This is a genomic window from Salinispora tropica CNB-440 (genome assembly GCF_000016425.1).
Lineage (GTDB): Bacteria > Actinomycetota > Actinomycetes > Mycobacteriales > Micromonosporaceae > Micromonospora > Micromonospora tropica.
In genome coordinates this window covers 3871845-3885267 of the sequence record NC_009380.1, presented here as the reverse complement: position 1 = coordinate 3885267, position 13423 = coordinate 3871845, and the positions used below count along the sequence as shown (strand labels likewise).

The following is a 13423-nucleotide window of genomic DNA, read 5'->3' as shown; positions in this document are numbered from 1 at the left end:
CACACCAGTCATGATGTGCCCCGGTAACCACCTGGCTCGACGAGGTCGTAGGGGAAGACGCACCTCGCTCTCCGGGAGGTCACCGTGCCAACGCGTGGCGTCGTATACGTCCACTCGACCCCGCTCGCCGTGTGCTCGCACGTCGAGTGGGCGATCGCGCGCGTCCTCGCAGCGCCGGTCAACCTGCAGTGGACAGCCCAGCCCGTTGACCCCGGCGCCCGCCGGGCGGAGTGCGGGTGGACCGGTCGCCCCGGAACGGGCGCCGAGCTGGCTGCTGCCCTCCGGCAGTGGCCCATGATTCGTTTCGAGGTCACGGAGGAGCCGAGTCCCGGTGCCGACGGGGAACGCTTCATGTACGTCCCAGGCCGCGGGCTCTTCCAGGCGACCGTCGGCGCGGCCGGCGACATTCAGCTCGGTGAGGACCGGCTGCGCAGCATCATGGCGGACGCCCGGGCACCTGAGGCCCTCGCGCATGCCTTGGAGAAGGCCCTCGGGGCGGCCTGGGACGCCGAGTTGGAGCCCTACCGGTACGCCGGGGACGGTGCTCCGGTGACGCTGCTCACCCGCGTCGGCTGAGGTCTGCACCCACAAAGGTGAGGCTGCCACGTGTTTCGGTGGCGGTCATTCGGCGCGGGTAGGGTCGACTTGCCCCGACCGCCGTCGACAGAGTGGGATGGCTCGCGTGTCGATACCTTCACGACGCGGCGGTGTCGCGGTCATCGCGCTGGCCGCACTCACCGCCCTGCTTCTTGCCGGCTGCACCGGCGGTCCGGGGCGCGCACAGCCGACACCGGCGGCGAGGGGCTCGGCGACCGGCTCGTCGCCCGTGGGCCCGGTTCAGGATCCGGTGGCCAGCGCCGCGGCCCTGGTCAACTCGCTGGCGGATGAGGACCTCGTCGGACAGGTGTTGATGCCCTACGCCTACGGTGCCGCCGCCGATCAGGTCTCGACCGGTTCGGCCGCCGGCAACCAGGAGCTGGCCGGCGTCGACACCCCCGCCCAGATGATCGCGAAGTACCGCCTCGGCGGGCTCATCCTCGTCGGCTTCAGCGCGGACGACCCGACCAGCGGCAACCAGGAGACCACCAACGTCGACAACCCGGAACAGGTCCGGGCGCTGACCACCGGGCTGCGGTCCGCCGCTGCCGACCTGGCCACCGGTGCGGCGCCGTTCCTGATCGGCACCGACCAGGAGTACGGAGTGGTCACCCGGATCACCGACGGGGTCACCATGTTGCCCAGCGCGTTGGCCACGGGGGCGGCCGGCAAGCCTGAGCTGACCGAGTCCGCCTGGCGGGCTGCCGGCACCGAACTGGCCGCGATGGGCGTCAACGTGGACTTCGCTCCCGTCGCCGACGTGCTTGTCACCCCCAGCACCGTGATCGGGTCCCGGTCGTACGGCGCCGACCCGTCGATGGTGGCCGAGCAGGTCAGTGGGGTGGTGCGCGGTCTGCAGGCGACCGGCGTCGCGGCGACCCTGAAGCATTTTCCCGGCCACGGGCACAGCGCCACCGACTCCCACGAGGCGCTGCCGGTGCTGCCGCAGCCGCGCACCGTGCTCGAGCTGGAGGCCTGGCGTCCCTTCGCGGCCGGCATCGGGGCCGGCGCCCTCGCCGTGATGTCCGGGCACCTCGACGTCCGGGCAGTCGACCCGGGCACCCCGGCAACGTTCTCGCACACCCTGCTTACCGAGGTGCTCCGCGGCGAGCTCGGCTTTCAGGGAGTGGTGATCACCGACGGGATGAACATGGCCCCCGCCAAACGATGGTCGCCCGGTGAGGCCGCGGTCCGTGCCCTGAAGGCCGGCAACGACCTGATCCTCATGCCGCCGCACGTCGGCCAGGCGTATGACGGGCTGCTCGCCGCGCTGCGCGACGGCTCGCTGCCCCGGACCCGGCTGGTGGAGGCGGTGACCCGGGTGCTGACCATGAAGTTCACTCTGGCCGGTGCGGCCGTCCCGGAACTGGATGTCGTCGGCGCGCCGGCCCACCAGGCGGCGGCCGTCGAGCTTGCCACCGCCGCGGTGACCGCGCTGCGTGGCCCGTGTGGCAGCCCGGTCTCCGGGCCGGTGACCGTGACCGCCTCCACTGGCCGGGAACACACCCGGGCGACGCTGATCAAGAAGCTGACCGCGGCCGGGGTGCCGGTTGCCGACAGCGGCGGTGCCGTGGTCCACCTGGTCGGCTACGGCGACAGCGCCGACGACCTGAGCGCCGACGCCGCCGTGACCGTTGCCATGGATACCCCGTACCTGTTGGCCGAGGCGGACTCCCCGGCGTTGCTGGCAACCTACTCGTCGAGCCCGGCGTCGATGACCGGACTGGCCCAGGTGCTGGCTGGCGAGGCCACTCCGGCCGGCAGCGCACCGGTGCCGGTCTCCGGCCTGCCCGCCACGACCTGCGGCAGCTGAGCTACCCGGTCGGCCAGGCCAGCCGGTCGGCCGGTCAGCCCGCTGTTCGTAGCCCCTGTACCGCCAACCGGTACGCCGGCAGCAGGTCGGAGTGTTCGGTGAGCAGGCTCTCCTGGATCACGAAGAGCAGGGACTGCCCGTTCGTCGATACGGCCGTCGCCCAGCTGCGCCTGACCTCGTCGAGCAGCTCGTTGTGGCTGACCCAGGTCGCCTCCACACCGATGAGATCGTCGGCGGTCACGTCGCGGAACTGCGCCTCGGTGGCCTGTTCGGTCGACGTGTCGGCCAGGAAGGCGTCCAGGGCCGCCCGGGGCGGGACATCCCGCTCGGTGGCCCAGACCCGGAGGAAACCGCCGCCCTCGCCGCGGCCGTCCACCTCGCACCGGGCGGTGGCACCACCCCGGAGGGCCATAATGGCGATCATCTCGGCGGCCAGCTCCGGATCCGCGGCCGTCGTCGGGTCGGGCAGTTCTATGGTCTCGGCCTGCCAGCCCTCGGCGATCGGGAAGGTGACCGGCAGCGGGCACGGTCCGTCCGCGCCACCGGCGGCGCCGTCGGCGCTGGCCGGGTTGATCTCGTCGTACCAGGGCTCGCCGACGGCGGTGCTCCCGGCCGGCGAGCCGGCGTCGGCCGGAGCCTCCTTCGCGTCGCAGCCGGCCGGAACCAGGAGGGCGAGAACGGCCAGCGTGGCCGGTAGGCGATGACGCAGCACAGTACACATCCCAGGATCGAATTGGACCGACACGGGTGTGGTGTGCCGGCTCAAGGATGTATACAGCGGCCCCCGGACACCGCGGTGAGGCGGTACCCGGGGGCCGTCGGACGTCCGCTAGAGCGGGATGTTGCCGTGGGCGCCGCGGCCGGCCGGCGCCGCCGCGAGCGCCTCGGCGATCTGTCGGCGGGTCTCGGCCGGCTTGATGACGTTGTCGACCACGCCGATCTCCAACGCCCGGTTCACCCCACCCGCGACCCGGACCTGCTCCTCGATCAGCTCGGCGCGCAGCGCCTCGCGCTCCTCGGGCGGAGCGGCGGCCAGCTTCTTGCGGTGCAGGATGTTTACCGCCGCGCTGGCGCCCATCACTGCGACCTCCGCGTTCGGCCAGGCGAAGACCGCGGTCGCGCCCAGGGAACGGGAGTTCATCGCGATGTACGCGCCGCCGTACGCCTTGCGGGTCACCAGCGTCACCCGCGGCACGACCGCCTCGGCGAAGGCGTGCAGCAGCTTCGCCCCGCGCCGGACCACCCCGTCCCACTCCTGGCCCAGACCGGGCAGGTAGCCGGGGACGTCGACGAGCACGATCAGCGGTACGCCGAGCGAGTCACACATCCGCACGAAGCGGGCCGCCTTCTCGGCGCTGGACGCGTCGAGGCAGCCGCCGAGCCGCAGCGGGTTGTTGGCGATCACTCCGACCGTCCGGCCGGCGAAGCGGCCCAGGGTGGTGACGATGTTCGGAGCCCACTTGGCGTGTAGCTCGACACCGGGCGCGTCGAGTAGCGCCTTGACCACCGGCTTGACGTCGTACGCCCGGTTGGCCTCGGCCGGCATCTTCGCGGCCAGGTCGTGCCCGTCCTCGGCGGTGGCCGGCACATCGTCGGGACAGAGCCGGCCCTGGTGGCCGAGGAGCGCCGCGAGTCGGCGCGACTCGGCCAGTGCCTCCGCTTCGTCCCGGCACGTCACGTGTACGACGCCGGAGCGCCGGCCGTGCGGCTCGGGGCCACCGAGGCGGGCCATGTCGACCTGCTCGCCGGTGACGCTACGGACGACCTCCGGGCCGGTCACGAAGATCCGGCCGGCGTCGCTCATCACCACGATGTCGGTGAGCGCCGGCCCGTAGGCGGCGCCCCCCGCGGCGGGACCGAGCACGACGGAGATCTGTGGCACCCGACCGGAAGCCCGGACCATGGCGGCGAAGACCTGACCGACCGCGTCGAGCGCGACCACGCCCTCGGCGAGCCGGGCTCCGCCGGAGTGCCAGAGCCCGAGTACGGGCACCCGCTCCCGGACGGCGGTGTCAATCGCGTCAATGATGTGTCGGCAGCCGTCAACGCCCATCGCGCCGCCCATCTTCGTGGCGTCGGTGGCGTACGCGATGGCTGGCGTGCCCTCGATCTCGCCGCGGGCACAGAGCACACCGGAGGTGTCGCGTGAGGCGAGTAGGCGGAGCGTGCCCGCGTCGAACAGGGACCGGAGCCGCAGCTCCGGATCCCGGTAATCCACAGTAGGCGTTTCGGGGCCGGCAACAGTGGTGGTCACGTGAGCCTCCAAGGCTGTGGTCTCAGGCCCGCGTGAAGACGAGAGCCACGTTATGCCCGCCGAAGCCGAAGGAGTTGTTCAGCGCGGCGGGGATCTCCAGGTGGCGCGCCTTGTTGGCGGCCACGTCCAGGTCGAGACCGTCGTCCGGGTCGTCCAGGTTGATTGTGGGCGGTACCACACCGTCCCGGATCGCCAAAATCGTCGCGATCGACTCCAGCGCACCGGCCGCGCCGAGCAGGTGCCCGGTCATCGACTTCGTCGCCGTCAGGACGGGGTGGTCGCCCAGCGCCTGACGCAGTGCCTTGATCTCGGCCAGGTCGCCGACCGGGGTCGACGTGGCGTGGGCATTGACGTGCGCGATGTCGTTCCGGTCGATGTCCGCGTCGGCGATCGCCTTCGCGATGGCCCGGACCGCGCCGGCCCCCTCCGGGTGCGGCTGAACGATGTCGTAGCCGTCGGAGGTTATTCCGGCGCCGGCGAGCCGCGCATACACGCGGGCGCCGCGGGCCGCGGCATGGTCGGCGCGTTCCAGCACGACAGCCCCCGCGCCCTCGCCAAGCACGAAGCCGTCGCGGGCCTTGTCCCAGGGGCGCGAGGCCTTCTCCGGCTCGTCGTTGCGGGTGGACATTGCCCGCATTGACGAGAAGCCAGCGATGGGCAGCTGGTGGATGACCGCCTCGGTGCCGCCGGCCACCACCACATCAGCGCGCCCGGCGCGGATCATGTCCAGGCCGAGGGTGATCGCCTCCGCGCCGGTGGCGCAGGCGCTGGCCACGCAGTGCACGCCCGCGCGGGCGCCCAACTCCAGACCAACCCAGGCAGCGGGGCCGTTCGGCATCAGCATCGGAATGGTGTGCGGGGAGACCCGCCGTGCGCCGGATGCCTCAAGGATGTCGTCCTGGGCGAGCAGGGTCAGCGCGCCGCCGATGCCCGAGCCGACGCTGACGCCGAGCCGCTCCGGGTCCAGCCCGGAGTCGGCGAGACCGGCATCCGCCCAAGCCTGGTGCGAGGCGATGATCGCGACCGCCTCGGAGCGATCCAGCCGGCGCAACTTGACCCGGTCCAGCAGAGCGGCCGGATCGACCGCGAGCTGGGCAGCGATCCGGACCGGTAGCTGTTCGGCCCAGTCCGGGGTGAGCGCGCTCACCCCGGACTGGCCATTGAGCATGGCGTCCCAGGTTGACGCGACGTCCCCGCCCAGCGGGGTGGTCGCGCCGAGACCGGTGACGACGACGTCAGTGTGGGTCATGATCAGGACTGCGCCTCGATGTAGCTGACGGCGTCCCCGACGGTCTTCAGGTTCTGTACCTCGTTGTCCGGAATCTTGACGCCGAACTTCTCCTCGGCGGCCACCACGACCTCCACCATCGACAGCGAGTCGACATCCAGATCGTCGGTGAAGGACTTCCCCTCGGCCACGTCGCCCGGGGTCACCCCGGCAACCTCTTCGAGGATTTCGGCGAGGCCGGTGGTGATCTCGTCACGGGTCATTGCTGTTGGTTCCTCTCATCGGGGTTGCTTCGCCGCGGTGGCGAAATGTGGCGTGGCGAGGCACGCCGGTCTCAGGGGCAGCGGATGACCTGACCGGCGTAGGTCAGGCCACCGCCGAAGCCGAACAGCAGCACTGGCGCGCCGGAGGGCACCTCACGCCGTTCGACCAGCTTCGACAGGGCCAGGGGAATACTCGCCGCCGAGGTGTTACCAGACTCGACAAGGTCCTTGGCGACGATCGCCTGCGGGATGCCGAGGCGCTTGACGATGCCGTCGATGATGCGGGTGTTGGCCTGGTGCGGCACGAATGCCGCCAGCTCCGAGGGGGCGACTCCGGCCCGCTCACACGCCTGGAGCGCGAGCGGAGCCAGCGCGGTGGTGGCCCAGCGGAAGACGGTCTGCCCCTCCTGCCGCACGTACGGGCGCCATCCCTCGATGCGGACCGCGTCGCCGCGCTCCGGCACCGAGCCCCACACCACCGGGCCGATCCCGGTCGGCTCGTCCGCCCCGGTGGCGGTGACCACCGCGGCTCCCGCCCCGTCGCCGAAGATGATGCAGGTCGAACGGTCCGTCCAGTCGGTGACGTCGGACAGCTTCTCCGCACCGATGACGATGGCGTTCCGCGCCGCGCCGGCCCGGACAGCGTGGTCGACCGTGCCGAGGGCGTACGTGAAGCCGGAGCAGGCGGTGTTGAGGTCGTACGCGCCGGGCGCGGTGATACCGAGCTTGGCCGCGACCCGGGACGCAACGTTCGGGCTGCGGTCGACTGAGGTGCAGGTGGCCACAACGACGAGGTCGATGTCGGCGGCGGTTAGGCCGGAGCCGGCCAGCGCCTTGCCAGCGGCGGCGGCGGCCATGTCGGTGACCGTCTCGCCATCGGCGATCCGGCGGCTGACGATGCCGACCCGGTCGCGGATCCACTCGTCGCTGGTCTCCACCAGCTGGGCGATTTCGTCGTTGGTCACCACCCGGGACGGCTGGTAGTGACCGAGCGCAACGATCCGGCTGCCCGTCATCAAGGCTGTCCTTCCCTGTGCGGCCATGGGTACCGCGATGTCATGTGTGGCCACCGATTCGGGCCAGCGGCTGACCCGGGGCCACCGGGTCGTCGTGGTGGGCGAGCCACTCGGTGAGCAGGCCGCTGTCGTGAGCGGTGACCTCGACCGAGCCCTGCCGGGTGGCGACGTGGCCAATGATCTGACCGGCGCGCAGGTCCACGCCCTCGGCCAGCTCGTCAGCGGGAACGAAGGTACCGGCGGCGGGGGAGACCACGACCCGGAACTGGATGATCGGCTCGTGACCACCGAGGCCGCTGTGTCGGGCGATCAGGTCTCGCGCGGCGGGCAGGTCGTCCGGGGTGTTGAGGGTGACGATCTCCGGGGCGGCCTCGCCCTTCAGTTCTCGCTTGACCAGGCCGGCGAGGGTGCCGGCCGGGGGTAGCTCAATCACGCCGGTCACGCCGAGATCGGCGAGGGTGCGCAGGCACAGGTCCCAGCGGACCGGGGCGGTGACCTGGCGGATCAGCCGTTGCACCATCTCCCGGCCGTGGTTCACGGCGGCGCCGTCGAGGTTCGACAGCAGGATGGTAGTCGGGTCAGCGGGGGTGATCCCGGCGGCCACGGCGGCCAGGGTGGCCTCGGCCGGGGCCATGTACGGCGTGTGGAAGGCACCGGCCACCTGTAGCTGGCGCACCCGGGCACGGGCGGGTGGCTCGGCGGCGAGCTTCTCCAGCCCGCCGAGGGAACCGGCGGCCACGACCTGGCCGGCGCCGTTGCGGTTGGCCGGGTGCAGCCCGTGCTTCTCGACCATGGCGAGCACCTCGCCAGGATCGCCGCCGAGCAGCGCGGCCATCCCGGTCGATTCCAACGCGCAGGCGGCTGCCATCGCGCGCCCCCGGACGGCAGCCAGGGTGACCGCGGCCTCCGGCGTGAGCACCCCGGCGAGCGAGGTAGCGCCCAGCTCGCCGACGCTGTGGCCGGCGGTGAGCGTGACGTCCTGCATCGGCAGGTGCTCGGCGGCGAGCAGCGCCGCCGCGACGAGCAGCGGCTGGGTGCGGGCGGTGTCCTTGATCTCGTCAGCGTCCGCGGCCGTGCCGAGGTGCACCAGGTCGACCCCGGCGAGCGCGGACCACCAGCGCAGCCGCGCCTCGGTGCCGGGCAGGTCGAGCCAGGGGGTCAGGAAGCCGGGTTTCTGTGAACCCTGGCCGGGGGAGAGTACGGCGAGCACGGGTATGACTCTTCCGGATCCGTGCGGGTATCGCTGTGCCGCCTTGCACCAAACCGCACTAGAACCTTTGGAGGAATCCTACAAAGGTCCACCAATGCGGCCTGCCTATTGCCCTGTTTTGGGATTTATCGAGTTTGTTGTCCGGTTCGGGGTTAGGGCGACTACCGGGTCGAGTCGGCCGACGGTGAGCGCCACCTGGAGCGCGTACGCGTCCCGTGCCGCGAGGGGAGAGAGCCCGGTCACCTCCGCCACCCGTCGCAGTCGGTACCGCACCGTGTTCGGGTGTACGAACAGCGCCCGGGCCGTGCTCTCCAGGGTGCCGCTGGCGGTGAAGAAGGCATCCAGGGTCTCCAGTAGCTCCCCGCCGGAGCGGGCCAGCGTGGCGTACACGTCGTGCCGCAGCCGGCGGCGGGCCTCGGCATCCCCGGCAAGCGCCCGCTCCGGCAGCAGGTCGGCCGCGGGCACCGGTCGGGGCGCGGCCGGCCAGGCGGGGGCGGCCCGGAAACCGGCGAGCGCGGCCCGGGCGGAGTCGGTGGCCTCGTCCAGGCTCGGCACGGCCGGGCCCACCACGACCGGGCCGGTACCAAAGGCGTCGAGCAGCTTGCCGGTGGCGGCCACCGGATCGGCCACGCCACCGAGCACGATGACCAGGCGGTCGCCGTGCACGCCGCCGATCACCTCGGCGCCGATTCGCCGGGCCAAGCGGTAGACGGTGTGCAGCACGGCGGAGACCTCCCCGCCCGGGGAGCGGCCTACCGCCACCGCCACCGGGGGCGCGTCCGCCCAACCCAGCGCCGCCGCCCGGCTGGCCAACACGTCTGGTGAGTCGCCACGCAGCAGCGCGTCGACCAGGAGGGCCTGGAGTCGGGCGTCCCAGGAACCACGGGACTCGGCGGCCCGCGCGTACACCCGGGCGGCGGCGAACGCGATCTCCCGGGAGTAGCGCAGCACCACATCTCGTAACTGCTGCTCCTCGCCGGGAGCGGCGAGGGTCGGGACCCGTTCCTCCACCACGTCGATGGTCACCTTGATCAGGGCCACTGTCTGCTGGAGGCTGATGGAGCGGGCCAGGGCTTGCGGCGCGGTCGCGAAGACCTCGTCGGAGACCTCCTGGGTGCTGTCCGCGGTGCCGCCGCCGGCGCGCAGCCACTGCACCAGTGAGCGGGCGCCAGCCTGCGCCACCAACATGACCCAGGAGCGTTGGTCGGCCGGGAGCTCGCGGAACCAGGGCAGTGTCTCGTCCATCCGCGCCACGCTGGCGGTGGCGAGCGCTCCCGCCGCCCGCTCGATCCGGCGCAGCGTGGCCGCCAGCTCGGTTCCCGGCTCGTTCACCGCCCTAGCCTGACACGTCGCCCCCTGCCGGTGTTGTGGCGGGTGAGCGTGGCTTCCGGCGGTCGACGGGTGGGTGTTCCCCGCGGCTCGGGCATCCGTCGCGCCCCGCCTCCGGAGGCGCGTGTCAGCCGGGCGGTTCGCCTGAGGTCGGTGATTCGAGTCGATTCGAAATGTGACCTGGTACGCGTGCGGCACCGCCCGTCGGTCCCGGCCAGTACGGTGACAGGGCACGCCGGGGCAGCGCCGGTGGGCGACGGCGAGGGTAAGGAGACCTGGATGGCGCACGGGGAGGCCGAGCGCGGCTACGCCCAGGACGGGCACCGCCGGCCGGGCCACCACGAGGTGCCGGCAGCCAAGAGCCCCCTTTGGCTTGGCGGCAGCGCGCCGGGCGAGACACCGAGCGGGCCCCTGCCGGAGCGCGCCGATGACGATTCAGCGGTGCCACGCCAACGGTCCGCCGAGTCGGTCGAGTCGTCGCCGGACCCGGTTCGGGGCTGTGTCAGCGGCCTTCCGGGCTGGGCGGGCGCGCACCGGCACGGCCCGGTTCGACCTCGATCGCGGGCTGGGCGACCGGGTCGACCGCCCAGCCGTTGGTGCTGATTCGCGCCTGGACGGCCCGGCACTGGCGCCACCCCGAAGGCGTCAGCGGGACCGACGCCGGATCAGCAGTGCGATCCCGGCCAGCCCGAAGGTGATCGTCAGCACGATGGCCACGTTGGCAAGGAGCAGCCGGGGGAATCCGCTGAAGGTTTCGTCGATGGTCTCAGCGGGGTTGACGGCTTTTTCCGGAATCATCCGTTCGCCGCCGCCGGCCCCACCAACCGTGTCCACCTGCCGTTCCAACGGCACGCCAGCTGTCCGCAGCGTCTCCGACATGGTGAGCCGGCCGAAGAACCAGCCGGCGGTGGTCTCCTGAGCGTCCGGCTGCTTGGCCGGTCGGTAGATGCGGGGTCCGCCGGCCGCCTTCGGGTACAGGTCGTAGGTCTGCTGGGGCTCTTCAGCAGCGAGCACAACGACGGTGTACTTCGGACCGAGGTCGGCCTTCTCCGGTTCGCTGCTCTGGCCGGCGTTGCCGAGGAAGTTGACCTGGTCGATGACGGCCGCCACCTGGGTCGGGTGGGCGTCGGCGCGTAGGCGTAACGGCTCGGCCATCCCGGTGCCGGTGATGTCCACCCCCGCGGGCGGTGGCTTCGATGTCGCCGACGCGGGTGCTGCGGTCAGGCCGAGCGAAAGCACCCCCGTCGCGAGACCACTGGCCATCATGGCGGCTAACCGCCGTACCCTACGGACCATCGCTGCCTCCTCGCCCCCGTTCGATGGATGGCATCGCTGCGGGCTTCGTGCACGCGGATCGCCGTGGGCACCCGGATGCTGGACCGGACGCCCCCACCTCAATAGACTCCGTCGCGCGACAGCTGCCCACACAGCCTGGTGAAGAAATTTCAGCTATCTGCGATCTTCCACCGAGGAGCCACCGGTCGCGGTCGGGTCGACCCGCGCATTTTACCTACCGCGCCGGACCTTCGGACGGCAGGGTGTGCCTCGCCTCAGGGGAGACGGAGGCGGGCAGCCCGTAGGCGGGTCAGGGTGCGCTCGCGGCCCAGGACCTCGAGGGACTCGAAGAGGGGGAGACCGACCCGGCGGCCGGTCACCGCTACCCGGACGGGTGCCTGAGCCTTGCCCAGCTTCAGGCCGTGCTCCGCACCGACTGCCTCCAGTGTCGACTTGGTTGAGTCCGCGTCCCACGAAGGCAGCGCGGTGAAGGCGGCGATCACCGCGTCGAGCAGGTCGCCGGCGCCCTCCTTCATCGCCTTGGCCCACGCTCCCTCGTCGATCAGCGGCGAGTCGAGGAAGAGGAAGTCCACGTTGGGCACGATCTCGCTGAGGACGGCGATGCGGGTCTGTGCCAGCGGTGCCACCGCCGCGAACGCCTCGGCGTCGAACTCGTCCGGCTGCCACGGCGGAGGTGCGATCGTCGCGGTACCGGTCAACCACGGCTGGCATCCCGCGATGAACTCGGCGATCGGCAGCGCTCGGATGTACTCACCGTTGAACGCGCGTAGCTTCTTCTCGTCGAAGAAGGCCGAGGAGGGGTTCACCTCCTCCAGTCGGAACTCCTCCTCGATGACCGGCCAGGGCACGATCTCCCGGTCGCCGGACGGGGCCCAACCGAGCAGCATCAGGTAGTTGCACATCGCGTCGGCCAGATAGCCCTCGTCGCGGTACGCCTCCAGGGCGACCTTGTCGCGGCGCTTGGACAGCTTCTGCCGCTTCTCGTTGACGACGACCGGGACGTGCGCCCAGACCGGTGGCTTGACGCCGAGTGCGTCCCAGAGCAGCTGTTGCTTCGGGGTGTTGGGTAGGTGCTCCTCGGCCCGGATGACGTGGGTGATCCCCATCGTCATGTCGTCAACCACGTTGGCGAGCAGGAAGACCGGTGAGCCGTCGCTTCGGGCGATCACGAAGTCCTCGATCAGCCGATTGTCGAAGGTGGGCTCACCGCGGATCAGGTCGACCACCACGGTCGCACCCTCGTCCGGGGTCCGGAAGCGTAGGGCGCGGCCGGCACCCGGCCCCAGGTTCCGGTCCCGGCAGAAGCCGTCGTAGCCGGTGTGTGGCGAGCCGGTACGGGCCTGCACCACCTCACGGGTGCAGTCGCAGTAGTACGCGCGCCCGCCCTCGTGTAGCCGGCTGGCGGCGGCGCGGTGCTCGGTCGCGTACGAGGACTGGAAGTAGGGCCCTTCGTAGCTACCGCGCGCGATGCCGATCCACTCCAGCGCCGCCAGGATTCCCTCGGTCCACTCGGGCTTGTTGCGGGCCGCGTCCGTGTCCTCGACCCGGAGTACGAACACCCCGCCCTGCTGCTTGGCGAAGATCCAGTTCTGCAGGGCAGAGCGGGCACCGCCGACGTGGAACATTCCGGTCGGGGAGGGGGCGAAGCGCACACGTACCGTCACGCCCCAAGCCTACGGCCGGCGGCACCGGCGTCCGGCAGGGCCCCTCGCCACCGGTGGCGGCCATACCCGCATCTCACCGATGGAGACAAGGGTCTTCGGCGTGTCTTCTACCTACCTGTCCGTTTACGTCCTAAATCGCGCATAGAGTGCCGATATCGTGGGTTGTCCGCACTGGAGGAAGACGGAAAATGATCCTCGTGGAACGCAGCTCGCACGTAACCGCGCCGATCGAAGCGGTCTGGGGTGTCGTGCAGCGGGCTGAACAGCTACCGGCCTGGCTGGCCGGGGTCCGTGCGGCGGAAGTGCTCTCCGGGGAGGGCTTCGGTCGGCGGCAGCGGGTCCAGGCGGGGCGCGGCGCGGCACATGAGGCCGAGGTGATCGCCTACCAGGAGCCGACCCTGATCGGCTGGCGAGAACGCGCCAAGGGCGCCGGTGCCCGAGCGGAGGCGCGCACCGAGATCTACGTCCAGCTCACCGCGGACGAGGCGGAGGGCGGGACGGTCGTGCGGCTGATCGTCGTACGCTGGCCGGCCGGCCCGGTCAAAGCCGCCCTGCTCCGGCTCGGTCTACGTCGGGTCGGCGCCGACCTGGAGGACTCGCTCGCCCGGCTGACCGACCTGGCCGCCGTCGGCTGACCGGGCCTCGTCCTGGCGTCACCCGTTCCGGTGGTGGCCCGGGGTCCTAGCCAGGGATCCGGGCCACCGCCACCTTGTAGCTCCCGCAGGCCCAGCAGGGAAGCGGATGGACCCGACC

Annotated in this window: 13 protein-coding genes; 4 read left to right on the top strand and 9 right to left on the bottom strand. The window is 71.6% G+C overall.

Annotation, left to right across the window (positions count from 1 at the left end):
• The first annotated feature begins 84 nt into the window (after positions 1-84).
• Positions 85-576 (top strand): DUF3145 domain-containing protein, encoded by a 492-nt coding sequence (locus tag STROP_RS16975; protein WP_012014593.1) that lies wholly within the window; start codon positions 85-87, stop codon positions 574-576.
• 97 nt (positions 577-673) lie between these two features.
• Positions 674-2410, top strand: a complete 1737-nt coding sequence (locus tag STROP_RS16970; RefSeq protein WP_043535443.1) for a glycoside hydrolase family 3 protein — start codon at positions 674-676, stop codon at positions 2408-2410.
• Positions 2411-2444: 34 nt separating this feature from the next.
• Here the strand turns inward: STROP_RS16970 and STROP_RS16965 are convergent, their stop codons facing one another.
• From STROP_RS16965 to STROP_RS16935, 7 genes are all read right to left on the bottom strand, one after another.
• Positions 2445-3131: a lipoprotein gene (locus STROP_RS16965; RefSeq protein ID WP_028680568.1), complete on the bottom strand. Its 687-nt coding sequence runs from the start codon at positions 3129-3131 to the stop codon at positions 2445-2447.
• Positions 3132-3239: 108 nt separating this feature from the next.
• Positions 3240-4664 carry an acyl-CoA carboxylase subunit beta gene (locus STROP_RS16960; RefSeq protein WP_012014590.1) on the bottom strand — a complete coding sequence of 475 codons (1425 nt, stop codon included), beginning with the start codon at positions 4662-4664 and terminating at the stop codon, positions 3240-3242.
• A 22-nt stretch (positions 4665-4686) separates the two neighbouring features.
• Complete coding sequence (fabF, locus tag STROP_RS16955) at positions 4687-5913, bottom strand: beta-ketoacyl-ACP synthase II (protein ID WP_012014589.1); 1227 nt, start codon at positions 5911-5913, stop codon at positions 4687-4689.
• A gap of 2 nt (positions 5914-5915) precedes the next feature.
• Positions 5916-6155 carry an acyl carrier protein gene (locus STROP_RS16950; protein ID WP_012014588.1) on the bottom strand — a complete coding sequence of 80 codons (240 nt, stop codon included), beginning with the start codon at positions 6153-6155 and terminating at the stop codon, positions 5916-5918.
• 71 nt (positions 6156-6226) lie between these two features.
• On the bottom strand, positions 6227-7171 hold the full coding sequence (locus STROP_RS16945) for a beta-ketoacyl-ACP synthase III (protein WP_012014587.1): 945 nt from the start codon (positions 7169-7171) through the stop codon (positions 6227-6229).
• Positions 7172-7211: 40 nt separating this feature from the next.
• Positions 7212-8381: an acyltransferase domain-containing protein gene (locus STROP_RS16940; RefSeq protein WP_012014586.1), complete on the bottom strand. Its 1170-nt coding sequence runs from the start codon at positions 8379-8381 to the stop codon at positions 7212-7214.
• Positions 8382-8486: 105 nt separating this feature from the next.
• The gene (locus tag STROP_RS16935; protein ID WP_026275449.1) at positions 8487-9713 is read right to left on the bottom strand and encodes a PucR family transcriptional regulator; all 1227 of its coding nucleotides are present in this window, start codon (positions 9711-9713) and stop codon (positions 8487-8489) included.
• A gap of 276 nt (positions 9714-9989) precedes the next feature.
• Here STROP_RS16935 and STROP_RS26215 point away from each other — a divergent pair, with 276 nt between their 5' ends.
• On the top strand, positions 9990-10313 hold the full coding sequence (locus tag STROP_RS26215) for a hypothetical protein (protein ID WP_028680567.1): 324 nt from the start codon (positions 9990-9992) through the stop codon (positions 10311-10313).
• Positions 10314-10355: 42 nt separating this feature from the next.
• Here STROP_RS26215 and STROP_RS16930 read toward each other — a convergent pair whose 3' ends face one another.
• Together STROP_RS16930 and gltX are read right to left on the bottom strand one after the other, a co-directional pair.
• Complete coding sequence (locus STROP_RS16930; RefSeq protein WP_012014584.1) at positions 10356-11006, bottom strand: hypothetical protein; 651 nt, start codon at positions 11004-11006, stop codon at positions 10356-10358.
• Between the two features lie 254 nt (positions 11007-11260).
• Positions 11261-12658, bottom strand: a complete 1398-nt coding sequence (gltX, locus tag STROP_RS16925) for a glutamate--tRNA ligase (protein WP_012014583.1) — start codon at positions 12656-12658, stop codon at positions 11261-11263.
• 200 nt (positions 12659-12858) lie between these two features.
• Between gltX and STROP_RS16920 the strand changes: the two genes are divergently transcribed.
• Complete coding sequence (locus STROP_RS16920; protein ID WP_012014582.1) at positions 12859-13305, top strand: SRPBCC family protein; 447 nt, start codon at positions 12859-12861, stop codon at positions 13303-13305.
• Positions 13306-13423 lie beyond the last annotated feature (118 nt).

Coding starts and splice junctions, on each gene's coding strand:
- STROP_RS16970 (WP_043535443.1), top strand. CDS start 674: ATGGCTCGCGTGTCGATACCTTCACGACGCGGCGGTGTCGCGGTCATC.
- STROP_RS16965 (WP_028680568.1), bottom strand. CDS start 3,131: ATGTGTACTGTGCTGCGTCATCGCCTACCGGCCACGCTGGCCGTTCTC.
- fabF (WP_012014589.1), bottom strand. CDS start 5,913: ATGACCCACACTGACGTCGTCGTCACCGGTCTCGGCGCGACCACCCCG.
- STROP_RS16950 (WP_012014588.1), bottom strand. CDS start 6,155: ATGACCCGTGACGAGATCACCACCGGCCTCGCCGAAATCCTCGAAGAG.
- STROP_RS16945 (WP_012014587.1), bottom strand. CDS start 7,171: ATGACGGGCAGCCGGATCGTTGCGCTCGGTCACTACCAGCCGTCCCGG.
- STROP_RS26215 (WP_028680567.1), top strand. CDS start 9,990: ATGGCGCACGGGGAGGCCGAGCGCGGCTACGCCCAGGACGGGCACCGC.
- STROP_RS16930 (WP_012014584.1), bottom strand. CDS start 11,006: ATGGTCCGTAGGGTACGGCGGTTAGCCGCCATGATGGCCAGTGGTCTC.
- STROP_RS16920 (WP_012014582.1), top strand. CDS start 12,859: ATGATCCTCGTGGAACGCAGCTCGCACGTAACCGCGCCGATCGAAGCG.